At 59.3% G+C, this 20,716-nt stretch carries 18 protein-coding genes; 11 read left to right on the forward strand and 7 right to left on the reverse strand.

The genetic code is table 11. From position 1 onward, the window contains the following. Window positions 1–121: 121 nt before the first annotated feature. On the reverse strand, window positions 122–2,572 hold the full coding sequence (locus ACVWYU_RS07115; RefSeq protein ID WP_457372315.1) for a glycogen/starch/alpha-glucan phosphorylase: 2,451 nt from the start codon (window positions 2,570–2,572) through the stop codon (window positions 122–124). A 255-nt stretch (window positions 2,573–2,827) separates the two neighbouring features. Between ACVWYU_RS07115 and ACVWYU_RS07120 the strand changes: the two genes are divergently transcribed. Further along, a complete protein-coding gene (locus tag ACVWYU_RS07120; RefSeq protein ID WP_090328075.1) occupies window positions 2,828–3,265 on the forward strand; it encodes a YkgJ family cysteine cluster protein in 438 nt (145 codons plus the stop codon). Window positions 3,266–3,452: 187 nt separating this feature from the next. Here the strand turns inward: ACVWYU_RS07120 and typA are convergent, their stop codons facing one another. Then, window positions 3,453–5,273 (reverse strand): translational GTPase TypA, encoded by a 1,821-nt coding sequence (gene typA, locus ACVWYU_RS07125; protein ID WP_040063516.1) that lies wholly within the window; start codon window positions 5,271–5,273, stop codon window positions 3,453–3,455. Between the two features lie 139 nt (window positions 5,274–5,412). Then, a complete protein-coding gene (thiI, locus tag ACVWYU_RS07130) occupies window positions 5,413–6,867 on the reverse strand; it encodes a tRNA uracil 4-sulfurtransferase ThiI (protein WP_090328072.1) in 1,455 nt (484 codons plus the stop codon). 328 nt (window positions 6,868–7,195) lie between these two features. On the opposite strand from thiI, the gene glnA reads away from it, so the two are divergent. The 5 genes from glnA to ntrC all read left to right on the forward strand — a co-directional run bounded on the left by glnA (window position 7,196) and on the right by ntrC (window position 12,576). Continuing rightward, window positions 7,196–8,602: a type I glutamate--ammonia ligase gene (gene glnA, locus ACVWYU_RS07135; protein WP_056852215.1), complete on the forward strand. Its 1,407-nt coding sequence runs from the start codon at window positions 7,196–7,198 to the stop codon at window positions 8,600–8,602. 180 nt (window positions 8,603–8,782) lie between these two features. Beyond that, window positions 8,783–9,202 carry a cupin domain-containing protein gene (locus ACVWYU_RS07140; RefSeq protein ID WP_090328070.1) on the forward strand — a complete coding sequence of 140 codons (420 nt, stop codon included), beginning with the start codon at window positions 8,783–8,785 and terminating at the stop codon, window positions 9,200–9,202. Window positions 9,203–9,227: 25 nt separating this feature from the next. After that, complete coding sequence (locus ACVWYU_RS07145; RefSeq protein WP_457372316.1) at window positions 9,228–9,743, forward strand: DUF4124 domain-containing protein; 516 nt, start codon at window positions 9,228–9,230, stop codon at window positions 9,741–9,743. A gap of 314 nt (window positions 9,744–10,057) precedes the next feature. After that, complete coding sequence (glnL, locus tag ACVWYU_RS07150; RefSeq protein WP_090328065.1) at window positions 10,058–11,143, forward strand: nitrogen regulation protein NR(II); 1,086 nt, start codon at window positions 10,058–10,060, stop codon at window positions 11,141–11,143. Continuing rightward, window positions 11,140–12,576: a nitrogen regulation protein NR(I) gene (gene ntrC, locus ACVWYU_RS07155; protein ID WP_090328062.1), complete on the forward strand. Its 1,437-nt coding sequence runs from the start codon at window positions 11,140–11,142 to the stop codon at window positions 12,574–12,576. The genes glnL and ntrC overlap by 4 nt, the downstream gene beginning before the upstream one ends. 521 nt (window positions 12,577–13,097) lie before the next feature. On the opposite strand, the gene ACVWYU_RS07160 is transcribed toward ntrC, so the two are convergent. Beyond that, complete coding sequence (locus ACVWYU_RS07160; protein ID WP_457372317.1) at window positions 13,098–13,538, reverse strand: hypothetical protein; 441 nt, start codon at window positions 13,536–13,538, stop codon at window positions 13,098–13,100. Here ACVWYU_RS07160 and trmL point away from each other — a divergent pair. Then, the gene (trmL, locus tag ACVWYU_RS07165; protein ID WP_247256656.1) at window positions 13,537–13,992 is read left to right on the forward strand and encodes a tRNA (uridine(34)/cytosine(34)/5-carboxymethylaminomethyluridine(34)-2'-O)-methyltransferase TrmL; all 456 of its coding nucleotides are present in this window, start codon (window positions 13,537–13,539) and stop codon (window positions 13,990–13,992) included. The genes ACVWYU_RS07160 and trmL overlap by 2 nt on opposite strands. Window positions 13,993–14,100: 108 nt before the next feature. Here the strand turns inward: trmL and secB are convergent, their stop codons facing one another. From secB to ACVWYU_RS07180, 3 genes are read right to left on the reverse strand one after another with little or no spacing between them, the layout of a single operon-like run. Next, complete coding sequence (secB, locus tag ACVWYU_RS07170) at window positions 14,101–14,586, reverse strand: protein-export chaperone SecB (protein WP_090328053.1); 486 nt, start codon at window positions 14,584–14,586, stop codon at window positions 14,101–14,103. A 56-nt stretch (window positions 14,587–14,642) separates the two neighbouring features. Further along, window positions 14,643–14,897: a glutaredoxin 3 gene (gene grxC / locus ACVWYU_RS07175; protein WP_008149430.1), complete on the reverse strand. Its 255-nt coding sequence runs from the start codon at window positions 14,895–14,897 to the stop codon at window positions 14,643–14,645. 1 nt (window position 14,898) lies between these two features. After that, the gene (locus ACVWYU_RS07180) at window positions 14,899–15,312 is read right to left on the reverse strand and encodes a rhodanese-like domain-containing protein (RefSeq protein ID WP_247256657.1); all 414 of its coding nucleotides are present in this window, start codon (window positions 15,310–15,312) and stop codon (window positions 14,899–14,901) included. A gap of 153 nt (window positions 15,313–15,465) precedes the next feature. Between ACVWYU_RS07180 and gpmI the strand changes: the two genes are divergently transcribed. From gpmI to ACVWYU_RS07200, 4 genes are all read left to right on the forward strand, one after another. Next, complete coding sequence (gene gpmI / locus ACVWYU_RS07185) at window positions 15,466–16,995, forward strand: 2,3-bisphosphoglycerate-independent phosphoglycerate mutase (protein ID WP_457372318.1); 1,530 nt, start codon at window positions 15,466–15,468, stop codon at window positions 16,993–16,995. A 229-nt stretch (window positions 16,996–17,224) separates the two neighbouring features. Continuing rightward, on the forward strand, window positions 17,225–18,520 hold the full coding sequence (locus ACVWYU_RS07190; RefSeq protein ID WP_090328046.1) for a murein hydrolase activator EnvC family protein: 1,296 nt from the start codon (window positions 17,225–17,227) through the stop codon (window positions 18,518–18,520). Window positions 18,521–18,554: 34 nt separating this feature from the next. After that, window positions 18,555–19,874, forward strand: coding sequence for a S41 family peptidase (locus ACVWYU_RS07195; RefSeq protein ID WP_090328043.1), 1,320 nt, complete (start codon window positions 18,555–18,557; stop codon window positions 19,872–19,874). Between the two features lies 1 nt (window position 19,875). Then, a complete protein-coding gene (locus tag ACVWYU_RS07200) occupies window positions 19,876–20,652 on the forward strand; it encodes a divergent polysaccharide deacetylase family protein (RefSeq protein ID WP_247256659.1) in 777 nt (258 codons plus the stop codon). The last annotated feature ends 64 nt before the right edge of the window (window positions 20,653–20,716 follow it).

Here is a 20,716-nt window from a genome sequence, read left to right on the forward strand (position 1 = left end):
ACTGGCCAGCCCCAAAAAATCGCAGCCTTCGGCGGCGCCTACAGGACGATGTATTCATCTGCAGGAGCCGCCGAAGGCTGCGATTTTTCCGAAGCGCCAGTATATCGAGCCGGACGAACAGTTACTCCAGTGCTTTCCAGATATCCGTCGCGTACTCACGGATGGTCCGGTCGGACGAAAACCAGCCCATCCTCGCCGTGTTCAGCACCGCGGAGCGCCACCACTCGTTCGAGTCATGCCAATGGGCTTCGACACGCATTTGCGCATTCCAGTAGGAGTCGAAATCGGCGCAGACCAGGAAGCGGTCGTAATCCACGAGCGAATCGATCAGCCCGGTGTAACGGGACGGATCATCCGGCGAGAACACCCCGCCACGAATGGCTTGCAGCACGTCGCTGAGCCGATGGGAGGCGGCGATGTCCGGCACTGCGCTGAACTCGTGGTTCTGCTTGCGCGCTTCGACCTGCTGGGCACTGAGGCCGAAGATAAACATGTGTTCGGCACCGATGCGTTCGCACATCTCAACGTTGGCGCCGTCCAGCGTACCGATGGTCAATGCGCCATTCAGGCCGAATTTCATGTTACTGGTGCCCGAGGCTTCGAAGCCGGCAGTAGAAATCTGCTCGGACAAATCCGCCGCCGGGATAATGCTCTCCGCCAGGCTGACGTTGTAATTGGGCAGGAACACCACTTTCAGTAAGCCACGCACGGTCGGGTCGTTGTTCACCACCCGGGCGATGTCGTTGGTCAGTTTGATGATCAGCTTGGCCTGGTGATAGCTCGCCGCCGCCTTGCCGGCAAAGATTTTCACCCGAGGCACCCAATCGACCTCCGGCTCGGCGCGAATCGCCTGATAGAGCGCCACGGTGTGCATCAGGTTGAGCAGTTGCCGTTTGTATTCGTGGATGCGCTTGACCTGCACGTCGAACATGGCCGCCGGGTTGACCGCCACCCCCAGCCGTTCGTGAATGATGTAGGCCAGGGCTTTTTTGCTGTGCAGGCGTTGCTCGGCAAACGCCTTGCGGAACGCGGTCTTGTCGGCGAACGACTCCAGACCGAGCAAGCGATCTTCAGGGTTATCCAGCAGCTCCGGGCCCAGGGCATCGACCAGCATTGACGTCAGTTCGGAGTTGGCCTGAAAGAGCCAGCGGCGGAAGGTGATGCCGTTGGTCTTGTTGTTGATCCGGTCCGGGTAGAGCTTGTGCAGTTCGGAGAACACGGTTTTGCGCATCAGCTGCGTGTGCAGCCCGGACACGCCATTGACGCTGTGGGAACCGAGGAACGCCAGGTTACCCATGCGCACGCGGCGGCCGTTGTCTTCTTCGATCAGCGATACCGCACGCAACACGTCGAAGTCGTGAATGCCTTTGGCGCGCAACGAATCGATGTGTTGGGCGTTGATCAGGTAAATGATCTGCATGTGCCGCGGCAGCATGCGTTCCATCAAGCCGACCGGCCAGGTTTCCAGCGCTTCGGGCAGCAGTGTGTGGTTGGTGTAGGAAAGCGTGTCGACCGTGACCTGCCAGGCGGCGTCCCACGCCACGTCGTAGACGTCGACCAATTGACGCATCAGCTCGGCCACGGCAATCGACGGGTGGGTGTCATTGAGCTGGATCGCCGCGTGATCGCCCAGGGTCAGCACCGAGGTGTGCATATTGCGATGGCGGCGCAGCAAATCCTGCAGGGACGCGGCGACGAAGAAGTATTCCTGGCGCAGGCGCAGTTCCTGGCCCGCTTCGGTGCTGTCCGCCGGGTAGAGCACACGGGAGATACTTTCGGCCCGGGCCACTTCGGCGACTGCACCCAGGTGGTCACCGGCGTTGAAACGTTCCAGGTGCAGATCTTCCATGGCCCGCGCACGCCACAGTCGCAGCGTGTTCACGCTCGCCCCGCGCCAGCCGACCACCGGCGTGTCGTAGGCAATGGCCCGCACGGTTTCCGCCGGGTGCCAGACTTGCCTGGATTTTCCGCTTTCATCGGTGACCGTCTCGACGCTGCCGCCGAAGCCAATCGGATACACCACTTCCGGCCGCTCGAACTCCCAGGGGTTGCCGAAATCCAGCCAGTGCTCGGTCTGTTCCTGCTGCCAACCGTCGACAATGGCCTGACGGAACAAGCCATGTTCGTACCGAATGCCATAGCCATGACCGGCGATGCCCAGGGTCGACATACTTTCCATGAAGCACGCCGCCAAACGTCCGAGGCCGCCATTGCCGAGCGCCGCGTCGGGCTCCAGCAAGCGGATGCGTTCAAGGTCCACGCCCAGCTCGGTCAGCGCTTCACGCGCCACGTCCAGCAAACCGAGGTTGCTCAGGCTGTCATAGAGCAAGCGGCCGATGAGGAATTCCAGGGACAGGTAGTAAACGCGCTTCTGACCCTTGCGGTAGATCTGACGCGTATGGTCCATCCAGTGCTCGACCATGTGATCACGCGCCGCCAGCGCAATGGCTTCGAACCAGTCATGGTCGAAAGCGTGATCCGGGTCTTTGCCCACCGCGTAGGTGAGTTTGGTCAAGACGGCGTCGCGGAATGCGGCCACCTCTGCTTCGCGAACAAGTGGTTCTTGAGTCATCGATAAGACCTCGAGCGAGCGTTGGGTTGTCTGAGCCTAGACGGTCTGACAGGCGGTAGAGGCTCTGGTTCGCCAGTTTTTCCTGTTAGTGCTACTTGAGTCGTTAATACGTCGTCGTGTACTGGAATCAATGCAGGGGCCGTGCCGAATTTATGGCCAATCGGCCACCCAACGCAAAAAATCTGGCGAAAGGTTGTTCAAAAATCCACCAGTCCCGGTATGATCGCGCGCCCTGATGCATGCTGGTAACAACCAATGATGAAGCCGAACCTGATCGCCGCCGCGGAGATCGACCGACTCGATACCTGGGCCAAGTACTCTGCTCCGATGTGCGGTTCCTGCATATCCAGCTGCTGCACGCTGCCTGTCGAGGTCAAGATCAAGGATCTGATCCGTATCGGCATCGTCGACGAGTTCGAGCGCGGCGACCCGCCGAAGAACATCGCCAAGCGCCTGCAGAAGGAAGGGATCGTCGAGCGCTACAACCAGAAGTCCGAGATTTTCACCCTTCAGCGCATGAGCAACAACGATTGCCTGTATCTGGATCGTAAGAGCCGTCTGTGCACTATTTATGAAAAGCGCCCGGACACCTGCCGTAATCACCCGAAAATCGGCCCGCGGCCCGGGTATTGCGCGTACAAGCCCAAGGAAGTGGAGCGCGAGCGGAATTCGCGGAATATCGAGCGGTTCTGATTGCGCCTGACATTGGCGGTGGCTGATCGGCCGCCTTCGCTGGCAAGCCAGCTTCCACAATGATTGTTGTCGGCTTGCCAGCGAAGTGAGCGGCACCGACACTGCACAAGCTCCAGACAAACCGCAGACAAACAAAAACGCCCCCGGCCTTTCGACCGGGGGCGTTTTCGTTGAGCCAGGCTAAATGTTACGCCTTGGCTTTCTTGGCAGCGCGGGTACGCTCGCTTTCGTCCAGGATCTTCTTGCGAAGACGGATGGACTTAGGCGTCACTTCACACAGCTCGTCGTCCTGGATGAATTCCAGAGCCTGTTCCAGGGTGAAGCGAACAGGTGGAACCAGAGCGATGGTTTCGTCTTTACCCGAAGCACGCATGTTGTCGAGCTTCTTGCCCTTGGTAGGGTTAACGCCCAGGTCGTTGTCACGGCTGTTCAGACCAACGATCTGACCGTTGTAGATTTCCTGACCGTGTTCAACGAACAGCTTGCCACGCGCCTGCAGGGTTTCCAGGGAGTAGGTCAGCGCCTTGCCGGTTTCAACCGAAACCAGAACGCCGTTCTGACGGCCGGACATGTCGCCGGACTTCATCACGTCGTAACGGTCGAAGATCGAAGTCAGGATGCCAGCACCGTTGGTCAGGGTCAGGAACTGGTTACGGAAACCGATCAGACCACGAGCAGGGATGTTGTATTCCAGACGTACACGGCCCTTGCCATCCGGCACCATGTTGGTCAGGTCGCCCTTACGCAGGCCCATCTCTTCCATCACCTTGCCCTGGGATTCTTCCGGCAGGTCGATGGTCACGTTTTCGTACGGTTCGTGCTTCACGCCGTCAACCAGACGGATGATCACTTCCGGACGACCTACAGCCATTTCGAAGCCTTCGCGACGCATGGTTTCGATCAGTACCGAGAGGTGCAGCTCACCACGGCCGGACACCTTGAACTTGTCAGCCGAGTCGCCTTCTTCAACGCGCAGTGCAACGTTGTACAGCAGCTCTTTGTCCAGACGTTCCTTGATGTTACGGGAAGTCACGAACTTGCCTTCTTTACCGCAGAAAGGCGAGTCGTTTACCTGGAAGGTCATGGAAACGGTTGGCTCGTCAACGGTCAGAGGCTTCATCGCTTCCGGGGTGTCGAGCTGGCACAGGGTGTCGGAGATGAACAACTCGTCCATACCGCTGATGCACACGATGTCGCCGGCAGCTGCTTCTTCAACGTCGACACGGTGCAGACCGTGGTGACCCATCAGCTTCAGGATACGACCGTTACGCTTCTTGCCGTCGGCGCTGATCGCCACGACCGGAGTGTTCGGCTTGACGCGACCACGAGCGATACGGCCAACACCGATAACACCCAGGAAGCTGTTGTAGTCCAGTGCGGAGATTTGCATCTGGAACGGACCGTCACGGTCAACGGCCGGCGCAGGTACGTTGTCGACGATCGACTGGTACAGCGGGGTCATGTCGTCGGCCATTTCGTTGTGGTCCAGACCGGCAATACCGTTCAGGGCCGAGGCGTAGACGACTTTGAAGTCCAGCTGTTCTTCGGTGGCACCCAGGTTGTCGAACAGGTCGAAGATCTGGTCCAGAACCCAGTCCGGACGCGCGCCTGGACGGTCAACCTTGTTGATGCACACGATTGGACGCAGGCCGGCTTCGAAAGCCTTCTTGGTCACGAAACGGGTTTGCGGCATAGGGCCGTCTTGAGCGTCAACCAGCAGCAGAACGGAGTCGACCATCGACATTACGCGTTCAACTTCGCCGCCGAAGTCGGCGTGGCCCGGGGTGTCCACGATGTTGATGTGGTAGCCGTTCCAGTTGATGGCGGTGTTTTTCGCCAGAATGGTAATACCGCGCTCTTTTTCCTGGTCGTTGGAGTCCATCACGCGCTCGTCGTTGAGCTCGTTGCGCTCCAGGGTGCCGGATTGACGCAGGAGTTTGTCTACCAGGGTGGTTTTACCATGGTCAACGTGGGCGATGATGGCGATGTTGCGTAGATTTTCGATCACTTGTGTATCTCGATCAGAGGATTCGGTGTGCTGACAGGTCGTGGCAGCGATTAACAGTAGCGTCCGTGAAAGCCGTTACAGCTTGACGGCGGCGTCGGGGGGCCGGTGACGCAAGCCACAGGCAAACAGCCCCGGGCACTTAGCTCGGTCGATAAACGCGCACATTGGCATGCCCCTCACTGAGCAAATGGTGGGCATGCAGGCGACTCATCACGCCTTTGTCGCAATACAACAGGTACTGGCGAGTAGGGTCCAGTTCCTTGAAACGAGCGTTCAGAGCATAAAACGGCATCGTTTGTACCTCGATACCAGCGAGTTCCAGCGGGTCATCCTCGGCCGCATCCGGGTGGCGGATGTCGATCACGATCTGACCGGCCAGCGCTTCGCTGACTTCTTCAATCTGTATGTCCTGGCCCAATTCATCGATCACGCGATCGATCGGCACCAGCTTGGCGTTCTCGAGCGCACGCTCAAGGACCGCCATGTCGAATTCTTTCTCTTCGTGCTCCACGCGATGACGCTTGGCCGCCGTCTTGGGGTTCACCGAAATGACCCCGCAGTACTCCGGCATGTGCCGGGCGAAGTCGGCGGTGCCGATTTCGTTGGCCAGGTCGATGATGTCCTGCTTGTGGCTGGCGATCAGCGGGCGCAGCACCAGCTTGTCGGTCACGCAGTCGATCACGGACAGGTTCGGCAGTGTCTGGCTCGAAACCTGGGAAATCGCCTCACCGGTGACCAGCGCATCAATGTGCAGGCGATCGGCGATTCGGGACGCAGCGCGCAACATCATACGCTTCAATACTACGCCCATATGACTGTTATCGACTTTGCCGAGAATTTCTCCGAGCACTTCCTCGAACGGCACACTGACAAATAACACGCGTTGGGAGCTGCCGTACTTCTTCCAGATGAAATGCGCGACTTCCATAACGCCCAGTTCATGGGCCCTGCCGCCAAGGTTGAAGAAGCAGAAATGGGCCATCAGGCCACGGCGCATGATCTGGTAGGCAGCGACCGTGGAGTCGAAACCGCCGGACATCAGGACCAGCGTCTGCTCCAGTGCGCCCAGCGGATAACCGCCGATGCCATTGTGCTGGCTGTGGATCACGAACAACCGTTGGTCGCGAACTTCGATGCGGACTTCGATTTCCGGCTTTTTCAGGTCGATCCCGGCGGCACCGCACTGACGGCGCAACTGGCTGCCGACATATTTTTCGATGTCGATCGAGCTGAACGGATGCTTGCCGGCGCGCTTGCAACGCACCGAGAAGATCTTCCCGGCCAGTGCATCACCGTAGTGCTGCTTGCACTTTTCGACGATGTCGTCGAAATCGCCCAGCGGGTACTCGTCGATCTGCAGGAAGTGCGCGATGCCCGGCATGCAGCTCAGGCGCTCGCCCATCTCCTTCAGGACCCTGGGGTCGCTGACACGGGTTTCCAGCTCGAGGTTGTCCCACACACCGTTCACCACCACGGCCGGGTCCAGATCGCGGAGCACGGCACGGATGTTCTTGGCCAATTGGCGGATGAAACGCATCCGTACCGGGCGGCTCTTGATGGTGATCTCGGGAAAGACTTTTACGATTAGTTTCATGAAAACAGCGCGCGCTGGGCCAGCCGAAAAAGGGGGGCGCGGATTATAGCGGAAATTGCTCAAGGTTTAACCAGTTAATGTGCAGAAGGTTTTGTGCGCACCAAAACAGGTCACTTTGCAACTTCGACGCCACATTAAGGGGCGTGAATTCAAGCTTTTATAGGCCCTGCGCCTCTATAAGCGTGAAATTGGGGCAAAAAACCCATGCTGGGGCACTGGCATGCAATTTGCTCCCTTGTGAGGCAGGTTGCCTTGGCAGAGTATTCGCGCCGGCATCACAAACATTTAAGGGCATCCACTACCAGCCCTAAGCCACCCGGAGGACACTATGTCGAAGTCGGTTCAACTCATCAAAGATCATGACGTCAAGTGGATTGATCTGCGGTTCACGGACACCAAAGGCACTCAGCACCACGTGACCATGCCGGCTCGCGACGCGCTGGATGAAGACTTCTTCGAAGTCGGCAAGATGTTCGACGGTTCTTCCATCTCTGGCTGGAAAGGCATCGAAGCCTCCGACATGATCCTGATGCCGGACGATTCCACCGCCGTTCTCGACCCGTTCACCGAAGAGCCGACCCTGATCCTGGTCTGCGACATCATCGAACCTTCGAGCATGCAAGGCTACGATCGCGACCCACGTGCGATCGCCAAGCGCGCCGAAGAGCACCTGAAAGCCACCGGTATCGGTGACACCGTATTCGCCGGTCCGGAGCCAGAGTTCTTCATCTTCGACCAGGTCAAGTTCAAGTCCGACATCTCCGGTTCCATGTTCAAGATCTACTCCGAACAAGGTTCCTGGATGTCCGACCAGGACATCGAAGGCGGCAACAAGGGCCACCGTCCAGGCGTCAAAGGCGGCTACTTCCCGGTTCCACCGTTCGACCACGACCACGAAATCCGTACCTCCATGTGCAACGCACTGGAAGAAATGGGCCTGACCGTCGAAGTTCACCACCACGAAGTGGCAACTGCCGGCCAGAACGAAATCGGCGTCAAGTTCAACACCCTGGTGAAGAAAGCCGACGAAACCCAAACCCTGAAGTACGTCGTGCACAACGTTGCCGATGCCTACGGCCGTACCGCTACCTTCATGCCTAAGCCTCTGTACGGCGACAACGGCTCGGGTATGCACGTACACATGTCCATCTGGAAAGATGGCAAGAACACCTTCGCAGGCGAAGGCTATGCCGGCCTGTCCGATACCGCCCTGTACTTCATCGGCGGCATCATCAAGCACGGTAAGGCCCTGAACGGCTTCACCAACCCGGCCACCAACTCCTACAAGCGTCTGGTGCCAGGTTTCGAAGCTCCAGTAATGCTGGCCTACTCGGCTCGCAACCGTTCCGCTTCGATCCGTATTCCTTACGTGTCGAGCCCGAAAGCCCGCCGTATCGAAGCGCGCTTCCCGGATCCGGCTGCCAACCCGTACCTGGCTTTCGCCGCACTGCTGATGGCTGGCCTGGACGGCATCCAGAACAAGATCCACCCTGGCGATGCAGCTGACAAAAACCTGTACGACCTGCCGCCTGAAGAGGCGAAAGAGATCCCACAAGTTTGCGGCAGCCTGAAAGAAGCCCTGGAAGAGCTGGACAAAGGTCGTGCGTTCCTGACCAAAGGCGGCGTTTTCAGCGACGACTTCATCGACGCTTACATCGCCCTGAAAAGCGAAGAAGAAATCAAGGTTCGTACCTTCGTACACCCACTGGAATACGAGCTGTACTACAGCTGCTAATCCGGTAGCGCCTGCGCAAGCGGCGTGACAAAAAGAGGCCTTCTTCGGAAGGCCTTTTTTGTGGGCAGTTTCCGACAACTGTTTTCTCATTCTCCTCGGACATTCACAGCATCGTCCGGCATCAATCCATTCGAGTTGCTCGTAGCCTGTATCGACTTGCTGAACTCAATGGATGGAAGAATGAAGACCTGCCTGTTCACACCCCTGATCGCCACGTTGACCATAGCGTTGCAGGGCTGCAGCCCCGCATCAACTCCGGCCGGTGTCGAACGTAAAATCCTGCTGCAAACCAGCACCTCCTGGGACAACACGCCTTACATTCGCTACCCCGATTCCGCGCCTGAACTGTCATTGCTCAAACTCAAGATACCGGCCAACACCGCACTCGACTGGCATACCCATCCGATCCCCAACGCGGCTTACATTCTCGCAGGCGAATTGACGATCGAGAGCAAGGACAATGGCCAGATCCAGCACTTCAAACAGGGCGACGCGCTGGCTGAAATGGTCAACATCACGCATCGTGGAATAACCGGTGACAAGCCGGTAGAACTTATTGTGTTCTATGCTGGCAGCCAAGGTATTCCATTGTCGGAGTAATCCTCGCTGGCCACCGGGAGTCTGAATGCGGCCGTTTTTCATGCTTTTGCTGCTGTCGTTGGCTTTTCCCGTGATGGCTCGGATTTACAGATACGTCGATGCCGATGGCAACACCGGATACAGCAACCAGCCACCTGATGGCGTTGAAGCTCATCCGGTCGAGCTGCCACCGCTCAACCGTGCCGAAAGCCAGCTGTCGGGAGAACCACAACCGCCCGCCAAAGCCAGCAACCCCGAACAACCTCGCACCACTTATGAAGCACTGAAAATCACCGGCCTTCCCACCACCGAAGCCCTGCGCGCCAACGACGGCACCTTCACCGTCAACGTGCTGATCAAGCCACGCCTGCAGGGAGCGCATCAGCTCAGACTATGGCTGGACGATCAACCGTACGGCCAACCAGGCAACGTACCGGTCCTGCAACTGGTGAACATTGATCGCGGCCAGCATCGTCTCGCCGTACAAGTGATCGACGGCGATGAGGTCGTGCAGCAAAGCCCGACCGTGACATTCACCGTGCAACGGGTGCACAAGCGTTGAAGGCCTGATGCTGATCGCTTGCCGGCTCACGCTCCCGTTATCGGGTCTTCAGCGGACTAGACGTCACCGAGAAGCGCCCCCTAAAGCTTTTTAACCTCGTTCAGGTTTGCGCACTATATTGGTGCGAATGGTTGCACTCACGTTGAAATCCAACCCATTTTGGTTCGAAAGTACCCGCGAAAGCTGGCAGAACGCCACGCAATCGAGCGTCAAACGCCTGTTTCAGGGGTTCGGCGCTTCTTTTCGGAGCCTTGGTTTGGTTTTTGCAGTTTCCTCGCATCAGCTTTTTATTCATGCGCCAAAAGAGGTCCTGAATGACCATCAGTGACGCACTACACCGCTTGCTACTCGACAACCTGACCACCGCGACCATCCTGCTCGATGCCGAATTGCGCCTCGAGTACATGAACCCGGCCGCGGAAATGCTCCTGGCCATCAGTGGCCAGCGCAGCCATGGGCAGTTCATCAGCGAGCTGTTCACCGAGTCCACCGAGGCCCTGAACTCCTTGCGCCAGGCGGTGCAGCAGGCGCATCCGTTCACCAAGCGCGAAGCGATGCTCACCGCCCTCACCGGCCAGACCCTGACGGTCGATTACGCGGTCACGCCGATCCTGAGCAATGGCGATACCTTGCTGCTGCTCGAAGTCCATCCCCGTGATCGCTTGCTGCGGATCACCAAGGAAGAAGCGCAGCTGTCGAAACAGGAAACCAGCAAAATGCTGGTGCGTGGCCTCGCCCACGAAATCAAGAATCCGCTGGGCGGGATTCGCGGTGCCGCTCAATTGCTGGCTCGCGAACTGCCGGAAGAAAGTCTGCGCGACTACACCAACGTGATCATTGAAGAAGCCGACCGCCTGCGTAACCTCGTGGACCGCATGCTCGGCTCCAACAAGCTGCCGTCGCTGGCCATGTGCAACGTCCATGAAGTGCTGGAACGTGTCTGCCATCTGGTCGAGGCCGAAAGCCAGGGCTGCATCACTTTGGTGCGCGACTACGACCCAAGCATTCCAGACGTCCTGATCGACCGCGAACAAATGATTCAGGCCGTGCTGAACATCGTGCGCAATGCGATGCAAGCCATCAGCAGCCAGAACGAGCTGCGCCTGGGCCGCATCACCCTGCGCACCCGCGCCATGCGCCAATTCACCATCGGCCATGTGCGCCATCGCCTGGTGACCAAGATCGAAATCATCGACAACGGTCCGGGCATTCCTGCGGAACTACAGGAAACCATTTTCTTTCCCATGGTCAGCGGCCGTCCGGACGGTACCGGGCTGGGCCTGGCCATCACCCAGAACATCATCAGCCAGCACCAGGGCCTGATCGAGTGTGACAGCCACCCAGGCCACACCACTTTCTCGATCTTTCTGCCACTGGAACAAGGAGCCACATCGACATGAGCCGTAGTGAAACCGTGTGGATCGTCGATGACGACCGTTCTATCCGTTGGGTCCTGGAAAAAGCCTTGCAGCAAGAAGGCATGACCACGCAAAGCTTCGACAGCGCCGATGGCGTGATGAGCCGCCTGGCTCGCCAGCAGCCGGATGTGATCATCTCCGACATCCGCATGCCGGGCGCCAGTGGCCTGGACCTTCTGGCACGGATTCGCGAACAGCACCCACGGCTGCCAGTGATCATCATGACGGCGCATTCCGATCTGGACAGCGCTGTCGCGTCTTATCAGGGCGGTGCATTCGAATACCTGCCCAAGCCGTTCGATGTCGACGAGGCGGTGTCCCTGGTCAAGCGCGCCAACCAGCACGCCCAGGAACAGCAAGGTTTCGAAGTCGCCCCGACCCTGACCCGCACCCCGGAAATCATTGGCGAAGCGCCGGCGATGCAGGAAGTGTTTCGCGCCATCGGGCGCTTGAGCCACTCCAACATCACCGTGCTGATCAATGGCGAATCGGGAACCGGTAAAGAACTGGTGGCCCACGCCCTGCATCGGCACAGCCCGCGCGCGGCGTCGCCGTTCATTGCGCTGAACATGGCGGCGATCCCCAAAGACCTGATGGAATCCGAGCTGTTCGGCCACGAGAAAGGCGCCTTCACCGGCGCGGCCAACCTGCGGCGCGGACGCTTCGAGCAAGCGGACGGCGGCACGCTGTTCCTCGACGAGATCGGTGATATGCCGGCGGACACCCAGACCCGTCTCCTGCGGGTACTGGCCGATGGCGAGTTCTATCGCGTCGGTGGCCACGTGCCGGTGAAGGTCGATGTGCGAATCATCGCCGCAACACACCAGAATCTGGAAACCCTGGTGCACGCCGGGAAATTCCGTGAGGACTTGTTCCACCGCCTCAATGTGATCCGCATTCACATTCCACGCCTGTCGGATCGTCGCGAAGACATCCCGACCCTGGCCAAGCATTTCCTCAGCCGTGCAGCACAGGAGCTGGCCGTCGAGCCGAAGCTGCTGAAAAACGAAACCGAGGAATACCTGAAAAACCTGCCATGGCCGGGCAACGTGCGTCAGCTGGAGAACACTTGCCGCTGGATCACCGTCATGGCTTCCGGCCGCGAAGTGCACATCGGCGACTTGCCGCCGGAACTGCTGAGCCTGCCTCAGGATTCGGCACCGGTGACCAATTGGGAGCAGGCGTTGCGCCAATGGGCTGATCAGGCGCTGGCACGTGGCCAGTCGAGCCTGCTTGACAGCGCGGTGCCGGCGTTCGAACGGATCATGATCGAGACCGCCCTCAAGCACACCGCCGGCCGTCGTCGCGATGCCGCTGTGCTGTTGGGCTGGGGTCGCAATACCCTGACTCGCAAGATCAAGGAGCTGGGGATGAAGGTCGATGGCGGGGATGATGATGAGGGGGATGAGGGCTAAACAGCCTTTAGCTCTTCGCTGATCGTCAGATCCAATCGCGGGCAAGCCCGCTCCCGCAGGGTTTGCGCAGATCCTGTCGGAGTGGGCTTGCCCGCGATGCTTTTAGGACGAGTGTGCACCGCCGCAATGCACCGTGACCCGCAATCGCGCACGGCAACTGATCTGAAATCCCGCCTGTTTTCGCAATCGAACCCCTATCGAAAAAACACGAAAGCCCCGAAATACGGGGCTTTCGGCGCTATCTGACGGATATCTGTTTCATTTTGTTAAAAGCTGGCACGCCCCCTGCAGTAGTCCATTCAGTGATTCAGTTCACTACCCAGTTTCGGGGACCTTGGTACAGGCAGGCCGGGGATTCCCCTCTTTACACCGGGCTCACACCGCACTAGCGACGAGCCGCCGTTTTGGGGTCCTTGGTACAGGCAGGCCGGGGATTCCCTCTTTACACCGGGTTCACGTCGCAATGCGCGAACCCTCCCGTTTCGGGAACCTTGGTACAGGCAGGCCGGGGATTCCCTCTTTTATTGCTCTCGGAGATGGATCTCCAGCCGCCAGCGGTCATCAACCTCGCTACCGGCCCAGTCACCCTGCAGAGGCCGGGCCGCCACCAGCGTCAGCACCAATCCCCCATCACTCAAACGCGTTCGCCAGTTCACGTCCTTGCCGTTGAGCTTGAGCTGACCCTTTTGCACCTTGCCTTCGGCTTCGAACAACAACGCGATACTGCCATCGACAATCTCGCCATGGGTCTTGGGTTCGTTGTTGAACCAGACCACCAGCCCGTTATCCACCACTTCGATCTGCTGCAATTCGCTGGGGTCAGGCGTGGTCAGGCGACCAATCATCATGCCAACCATCACCCCGACAATTGCCAGCGAAGCCATCACACGCGGGAATAGTTTCGAACGAGGGTCGGCTTGCGGCGTAGAATGCCGCTCATCTTTACCTTCGGAGCCGTGCATGTTTCACGTCATCCTTTTCCAACCGGAAATTCCGCCGAATACCGGCAACGTTATCAGGCTGTGCGCCAACAGCGGCTGCCACCTGCATTTGATCGAACCGCTGGGCTTCGAGATGGACGACAAGCGCCTGCGCCGGGCCGGCCTCGACTATCACGAGTATGCCACCCTGCAACGCCACCCGGACCTGGCCAGTTGCCTGGAAAGCCTCGGCCATCCACGGCTGTTCGCGTTCACCACCAAAGGTTCGCGACCGTTCCACGATGCCAGTTTCGTCGAGGGCGATGCGTTCCTGTTCGGCCCGGAAAGCCGCGGTTTGCCCGCCGAAGTACTGGACGCCCTGCCCGCCGAACAACGCCTGCGCCTGCCGATGCGCGAAGGCTGTCGTAGCCTGAACCTGTCCAACACCGTGGCGGTGGCCGTGTACGAAGCGTGGCGCCAGAACGGCTTCAAGTAACCTGAGCATCTTTTTCGCCTGACAGAAACAATCGCGGGCAAGCCCGCTCCCACAGGATTGTGCAAAACCTGTGGGAGCGGGCTTGCCCGCGATTTTCAGCAAGGCAACTTATTGAACGGTTGGAGTCTCGCCAGCCGCCTGCATGCGATGCAGTTCTTGTGCGTACAGCGCGTCGAAGTTCACCGGGGCCAGCATCAGCGCCGGGAACGAACCACGGGTCACCAGGCTGTCCAGGGTTTCGCGAGCGTACGGGAACAGGATGTTCGGGCAGAACGCGCCGAGGGTGTGGCTCATCGAGGCGTCGTCCAGGTTCTTGATCAGGAAGATCCCGGCCTGTTGCACTTCAGCGATGAACGCCACTTCGTCACCGTTCTTCACGGTGACCGACAGGGTCAGCACGACTTCATGGAAATCGTTTTCCAGAGCCTTTTGACGGGTGTTCAGATCCAGACCGACGCTCGGCTCCCACTGCTGGCGGAAGATTGCCGGGCTTTTCGGGGCTTCGAAGGACAGGTCACGCACATAAATGCGCTGCAAGGAGAATTGCGGTGCAGTTTCTTCTTCGTTCGCAGCAGTGTTCTGTTGGTCAGTCATCGCAGATCCTTCTTGATCCATGGGTCTTTTAGGTTTGCTTGTTTTGAATACGGCAGTCAGGCCTTGAGCATCGCATCGAGCTTGCCGGCGCGCTCCAAGGCGAACAAATCATCACAACCGCCAACGTGGGTGCTACCGATCCAGATCTGTGGCACGGACGTACGTCCGGCTTTCTGAGCCATTGCGGCACGCACCTGCGGCTTGCCATCGACCTTGATCTCTTCGAAGGCCACGCCTTTGTTCTCGAGCAGGTACTTGGCTCGCGAGCAATAAGGGCAGTAATCGCTGGAATAGACGACGACGTTGCTCATATCACTTCACCAGCGGCAGATTGTCAGCTTTCCAGCTGGAAACACCACCGGACAATTTGGCAGCGGTGAAGCCGGATTTCATCAGCTCGCGAGCGTGAGTGCCGGCGGTCTGGCCCAGGGCATCGACCAGAATGATGGTCTTGGCCTTGTGTTTTTCCAGCTCGCCGATGCGGGCGGCCAGTTTGTCCTGGGGAATGTTCAGCGCGCCAACAATGTGACCCGCAGCGAAATCCTTGCTCGGACGGATGTCGACCACCACGCCGGCGTCTTTGTTGACCAGTGCGGTCAGTTCGCCGGTGCTCAGGCTACGGCCGCCGCCTTGCATTTGATAGGCCAACAGCAGGGCCGCCAGTACGACGAAAATACCGACGAGAATGTAGTGGTTAGTGGCAAATTCAATCAGGTGAGCAACCATCGAAGGAGGTTCCAGGGCGTTAAAATGTCGGCCAGTATACACAGCCACCAAGGTGGGCCAAACCCCGTCCGGCGGTGACGCCGCAGGAACTTCGCTTTAAACTGCCACTCCCTTTTCCATCACCCCTTTTTATCTCAGCCACGAGTGGATTCCATGACTACCACGCCTAAACCTTTGGTCCTGATGATTCTCGACGGCTTCGGTCACAGTGAAAGCCATGAAGGCAATGCCATCTATGCCGCCAGGAAGCCCGTGCTCGACCGCCTGTGGGCCACCGTGCCGAACGGCCTGATCTCGGGTAGCGGCATGGACGTCGGCCTGCCGGATGGTCAGATGGGCAACTCCGAAGTTGGTCACATGAACCTCGGCGCCGGCCGTGTGGTGTATCAGGACTTCACTCGCGTGACCAAATCGATCCGCGACGGTGAGTTCTTCGAGAACCCGACCATCTGTGCGGCAGTGGACAAAGCCGTTGCCGCCGGTAAAGCCGTGCACTTCATGGGCCTGCTGTCCGATGGCGGCGTGCACAGCCACCAGGATCACCTGGTCGCCATGGCTGAACTGGCCGCCAAACGCGGTGCGGAAAAAATCTACCTGCACGCCTTCCTCGACGGCCGCGATACCCCACCGAAAAGCGCGCAATCGTCGATCGAGCTGCTGGACGCTACCTTCCAGGCGTTGGGCAAGGGCCGCATCGCCAGCCTCATCGGTCGTTATTTCGCCATGGACCGTGACAATCGCTGGGACCGCGTATCCCAGGCCTACAACCTGATTGTCGACGGCCAGGGCGAATTCAACTCCGCTACTGCCCAGGAAGGCCTGCAAGCCGCCTACGAGCGGGGCGAGAGCGACGAATTCGTCAAAGCCACCTCCATCGGTGAGCCGGTCAAAGTCGAAGACGGCGACGCCGTGGTGTTCATGAACTTCCGCGCCGACCGCGCCCGCGAGCTGACCCGGGTGTTCGTTGAAGTCGATTTCAAGGAGTTCGAGCGCGCGCGCCAGCCAAAACTGGCCGGCTTCGTGATGCTGACCCAATACGCCGCCAGCATTCCCGCACCAGCCGCCTTCGCCGCCGGCAGCCTGGAAAACGTGCTGGGCGACTACCTGGCGAAAAACGGCAAGACTCAGCTGCGCATCGCTGAAACCGAGAAGTACGCCCACGTGACCTTCTTCTTTTCCGGCGGTCGCGAAGAACCGTTTCCGGGCGAAGAACGCATCCTGATCCCGTCGCCAAAAGTCGCCACCTACGACTTGCAACCCGAGATGAGCGCGCCGGAAGTGACGGATCGCATCGTCGATGCCATCGAACACCAGCGTTATGACGTGATCGTCGTCAATTACGCCAACGGCGACATGGTTGGCCACAGTGGCGTGTTCGAAGCCGCGGTAAAAGCCGTTGAATGCCTGGACCAGTGCGTCGGCCGTATCGTCGAAGCCCTGGAAAAAGTCGGTGGCGAAGCGCTGATCACCGCCGACCACGGCAATGTAGAACAAATGTCCGATGAATCCACCGGTCAGGCGCACACCGCGCACACCACCGAGCCGGTACCGTTCATTTATGTCGGCAAGCGTGACCTGAAGGTCCGCGAAGGCGGCGTGCTGGCGGATGTGGCACCGACCATGCTGAAACTGCTGGGCCTGGAAAAACCGGCGGAAATGACCGGGACTTCGATTCTGGTGTAATCCACCCGTTCAAACCCTGCAAAACCCTGTGGGAGCGAGCCTGCTCGCGATAGCAATTTGACATCCAACACCCATGTTGAATGTACCGATGCAATCGCGAGCAGGCTCGCTCCCACATTGGTTTGTAGTGTTTTCCGGGCCAGTTATCACACAGCCCCAATTGGGCGTTTTTTTTGCAGCGTGGGGCGGGCATACTAGGCCGTCCCTTTCCCTGGTGTCGCCCGCCTCTATGCTTCGCGTCCTGATAGCCCTCGCTCTGACTTGCCTGCTCCAACCGGCCTTTGCTGACGAGCGCGCGCAAACCCAACAGCAGCTGGACGCCACGCGCCAGGACATTGCCGAGCTGAAAAAAATGCTGGGCAAGCTGCAGGAAGAAAAATCCGGTGTGCAGAAAGACCTCAAGGGCACCGAGACCGAAATGGGCAAGCTCGAGAAGCAGGTTGAAACCCTGCAAAAAGAGCTGAAGAAGAGCGAATCCGAGCTGCAGCGGCTCGATGCAGAGAAAAAAAAACTCCAGAGCGCGCGCACTGAACAGCAACGACTGATCGCCATCCAGGCCCGCGCGGCCTACCAGAATGGCCGTCAGGAATACCTCAAGCTGCTGCTCAACCAGCAGAACCCCGAGAAATTCGCCCGTACCCTCACCTATTACGACTACCTGAGCCAGGCCCGCCTGGAACAGCTGAAGAACTTCAATGAAACCCTGCGCCAGCTGGCCAATGTCGAAAAAGACATTGCCGCCCAGCAAGCGCAATTGCTGGTGCAACAAAGCAGCCTGGAAACCCAGCGCGGCGAACTCGAGAAGGTTCGCCAGGAGCGCCAGCAAGTCCTGGCCAAGCTCAATGACGACGTCAAGGCGCGCGACCAGAAACTGGCCGCCCGCGAGCAGGATCAGGCAGACCTGTCTAAAGTCCTTAAAACCATCGAGGAAACCCTGGCTCGCCAGGCTCGTGAGGCTGAAGAAGCGCGGCAAAAGGCGCTGATAGCCCAGCAGGAAGCCGAAAAAAAGCGTTTACGTGAGGCCCAGGCGCAGGCGGAAGCCACCGATGACGCCCCACGCAAACCCGTTAAATCGACACCCGGCGCGCTGGTTTCAAGCTCAGGCGAGACCTTTGGCGGCCCATTTGCGTCAACCCGAGGCAAACTTCCATGGCCTGTCGACGGTCGACTGTTGGCACGCTTCGGTGAAAGCCGTGGCGACGATGCCCGGACCAAGTGGGACGGCGTGATGATCGGCGCCGCAGCCGGCAGTGCGGTGCATGCAGTGCATGGCGGCCGTGTGGTGTTCGCCGACTGGCTGCGCGGTGCCGGGCTGCTGGTGATTCTCGACCACGGCAACGGTTTTTTGAGTCTTTACGGTCACAACCAGACGCTGCTCAAGTCTGCGGGTGACGTGGTAAAAGCCGGTGAGTCCATCTCCACTGTCGGTAACAGTGGCGGGCAGGACACACCAGCGCTGTATTTTGCTATTCGTCAGCAGGGTCACCCGAGTGATCCGGCGCAATGGTGCCGCGCGCAAGGATAGGCGTTGAGTCACCTACATTAGGAGTTCGTTCGACATGCTGCATTTGTCCCGCCTTACCTCGCTGGCCCTGACGATCGCCCTGGTGATCGGCGCGCCATTGGCGTTCGCCGCTCAACCGGCCCCGGCCGTCGCGCCCGCTGGCACTGCCGCGACCACCAAGGCACCGTTGCCCCTGGAAGAGTTGCGCACCTTTGCCGAGGTCATGGATCGGATCAAAGCCGCCTATGTCGAGCCGGTAGACGACAAGACCCTGTTGGAAAACGCCATCAAGGGCATGCTCAGCAATCTTGACCCGCACTCCGCCTATCTGGGCCCGGAAGACTTCGCTGAACTGCAGGAAAGCACCAGCGGCGAATTCGGTGGCCTGGGCATCGAAGTCGGCGCCGAAGACGGTTTCATCAAGGTGGTATCGCCTATTGATGACACCCCGGCATCCAAGGCTGGCATTCAGGCGGGCGACTTCATCGTCAAGATCAACGGCCAACCGACTCGCGGCCAGAGCATGACCGAAGCCGTGGACAAGATGCGCGGCAAGATCGGTCAGAAAATCACCCTGACCCTGGTCCGTGATGGCGGTACGCCGTTCGACGTGACCCTGGCCCGCGCCATCATTCAAGTGAAGAGCGTGAAGAGCCAGTTGCTGGAGTCCGGCTACGGCTACATCCGCATCACCCAATTCCAGGTCAAGACCGGCGAAGAGGTCTCCAAGGCCCTGGCCAAGCTGCGCAAAGACAACGGCAAGAAGCTCAACGGCATCATTCTCGACCTGCGCAACAACCCTGGCGGCGTGCTGCAAGCGGCGGTGGAAGTGGTCGACCACTTCATCACCAAAGGCCTGATCGTCTACACCAAGGGCCGTATCGCCAACTCCGAACTGCGCTTCTCGGCCACCGGCAAAGACGAAAGCGAAGCCGTGCCAATGGTCGTGCTGATCAACGGCGGCAGCGCCTCGGCTTCGGAAATCGTCGCCGGCGCCCTGCAGGATCAAAAACGCGCCGTACTGATGGGCACCACCAGTTTCGGCAAAGGCTCGGTCCAGACCGTGTTGCCACTGAATAACGACCGTGCGCTGAAGATCACCACGGCGCTGTATTACACGCCGAACGGCCGCTCGATCCAGGCTCAAGGCATCGTGCCGGACATCGAAGTGCGCAAGGCCAAGATCACCAACGAGCAGGACAGCGACTACTTCAAGGAAGCCGATCTGCAAGGCCACCTGGGCAATGGCAACGGCGGTGCCGACAAACCGACCGGTTCCAGCGGCAAGGCCAAGCCGATGCCGCAGGACGACGACTACCAACTGGCCCAGGCCCTGAGCCTGCTCAAAGGGCTGAGCATTACGTCCGGCCGTTGAGATGCGTCTGCGGTTCATTCTCGGCCTGATGTGTTGTCTGGCGGGCGCTGCTCATGCAGCGCCCGGGACGACAACGCCGCAAAAGGCCTATCTCACTCTGATCATTGATGACCTGGGGCAGAACCTGCCCCGGGATCGCCGTGTGCTGGCACTGCCCGGCCCGGTGACCACGGCGATCATGCCCGACACCCCTCACGCCAGCGAATTCGCCCGCGAGGCCCACCGCGCCGGCAAAATCGTCATCTTGCACATGCCCATGGACCCCGCCACCGGCCCGTTCGCCTGGCACCCCGAACTGCCCATCGAAGAGCTTGAGAAACGCCTGGACGCCGCCTTCAAAGCGGTGCCTTACACCGCCGGAATCAACAACCACATGGGCAGCCGCATGACCGCTCAGCAACCGGCGATGACGTGGTTGATGGCGAACTTGCAGGGTCGGCACAAATTCTTCGTCGACAGCCGCACCAGCGCACAGACCGTGGCGGCCGCCGAAGCGCAAAAGATCGGCCTGGCGAGTGTTTCCCGGGATGTGTTCCTGGACGATGAACGCACTGAGGCAGCAATCCTCACGCAGCTCCAGACGGCGATCAGCCTGGCGCACAAACAGGGTTCGGCGGTCATGATCGGGCATCCGTATCCGCAGACGCTGGCGGTGCTTGAGCGTGAGCTGCCCAAGCTCAAGGCGCAGGGCATCGACTGGATCGATATCAAGCAGATGATCAGTGTGCGCAGCAATCGGGCGACGGCTGCGCATGGCAAGGATGGGGTGTACCGCTGATGGACCGCCCCCTTTAGCCGGCTCGCTGGCGAATCGGCCTTGAGCCTTGCATTGCCCTTTCGGC

Source organism: Pseudomonas sp. TE12234, assembly GCF_054061835.1.

Excerpts from the sequence above, each read along its gene's own strand:
- ACVWYU_RS07115 (WP_457372315.1), bottom strand. The coding sequence starts at position 2,572 with ATGACTCAAGAACCACTTGTTCGCGAAGCAGAGGTGGCCGCATTCCGC.
- ACVWYU_RS07120 (WP_090328075.1), top strand. The coding sequence starts at position 2,828 with ATGATGAAGCCGAACCTGATCGCCGCCGCGGAGATCGACCGACTCGAT.
- thiI (WP_090328072.1), bottom strand. The coding sequence starts at position 6,867 with ATGAAACTAATCGTAAAAGTCTTTCCCGAGATCACCATCAAGAGCCGC.
- glnA (WP_056852215.1), top strand. The coding sequence starts at position 7,196 with ATGTCGAAGTCGGTTCAACTCATCAAAGATCATGACGTCAAGTGGATT.
- ACVWYU_RS07140 (WP_090328070.1), top strand. The coding sequence starts at position 8,783 with ATGAAGACCTGCCTGTTCACACCCCTGATCGCCACGTTGACCATAGCG.
- ACVWYU_RS07145 (WP_457372316.1), top strand. The coding sequence starts at position 9,228 with ATGCGGCCGTTTTTCATGCTTTTGCTGCTGTCGTTGGCTTTTCCCGTG.
- glnL (WP_090328065.1), top strand. The coding sequence starts at position 10,058 with ATGACCATCAGTGACGCACTACACCGCTTGCTACTCGACAACCTGACC.
- ntrC (WP_090328062.1), top strand. The coding sequence starts at position 11,140 with ATGAGCCGTAGTGAAACCGTGTGGATCGTCGATGACGACCGTTCTATC.
- trmL (WP_247256656.1), top strand. The coding sequence starts at position 13,537 with ATGTTTCACGTCATCCTTTTCCAACCGGAAATTCCGCCGAATACCGGC.
- ACVWYU_RS07160 (WP_457372317.1), bottom strand. The coding sequence starts at position 13,538 with ATGCACGGCTCCGAAGGTAAAGATGAGCGGCATTCTACGCCGCAAGCC.
- secB (WP_090328053.1), bottom strand. The coding sequence starts at position 14,586 with ATGACTGACCAACAGAACACTGCTGCGAACGAAGAAGAAACTGCACCG.
- grxC (WP_008149430.1), bottom strand. The coding sequence starts at position 14,897 with ATGAGCAACGTCGTCGTCTATTCCAGCGATTACTGCCCTTATTGCTCG.
- ACVWYU_RS07180 (WP_247256657.1), bottom strand. The coding sequence starts at position 15,312 with ATGGTTGCTCACCTGATTGAATTTGCCACTAACCACTACATTCTCGTC.
- gpmI (WP_457372318.1), top strand. The coding sequence starts at position 15,466 with ATGACTACCACGCCTAAACCTTTGGTCCTGATGATTCTCGACGGCTTC.
- ACVWYU_RS07190 (WP_090328046.1), top strand. The coding sequence starts at position 17,225 with ATGCTTCGCGTCCTGATAGCCCTCGCTCTGACTTGCCTGCTCCAACCG.
- ACVWYU_RS07195 (WP_090328043.1), top strand. The coding sequence starts at position 18,555 with ATGCTGCATTTGTCCCGCCTTACCTCGCTGGCCCTGACGATCGCCCTG.
- ACVWYU_RS07200 (WP_247256659.1), top strand. The coding sequence starts at position 19,876 with ATGCGTCTGCGGTTCATTCTCGGCCTGATGTGTTGTCTGGCGGGCGCT.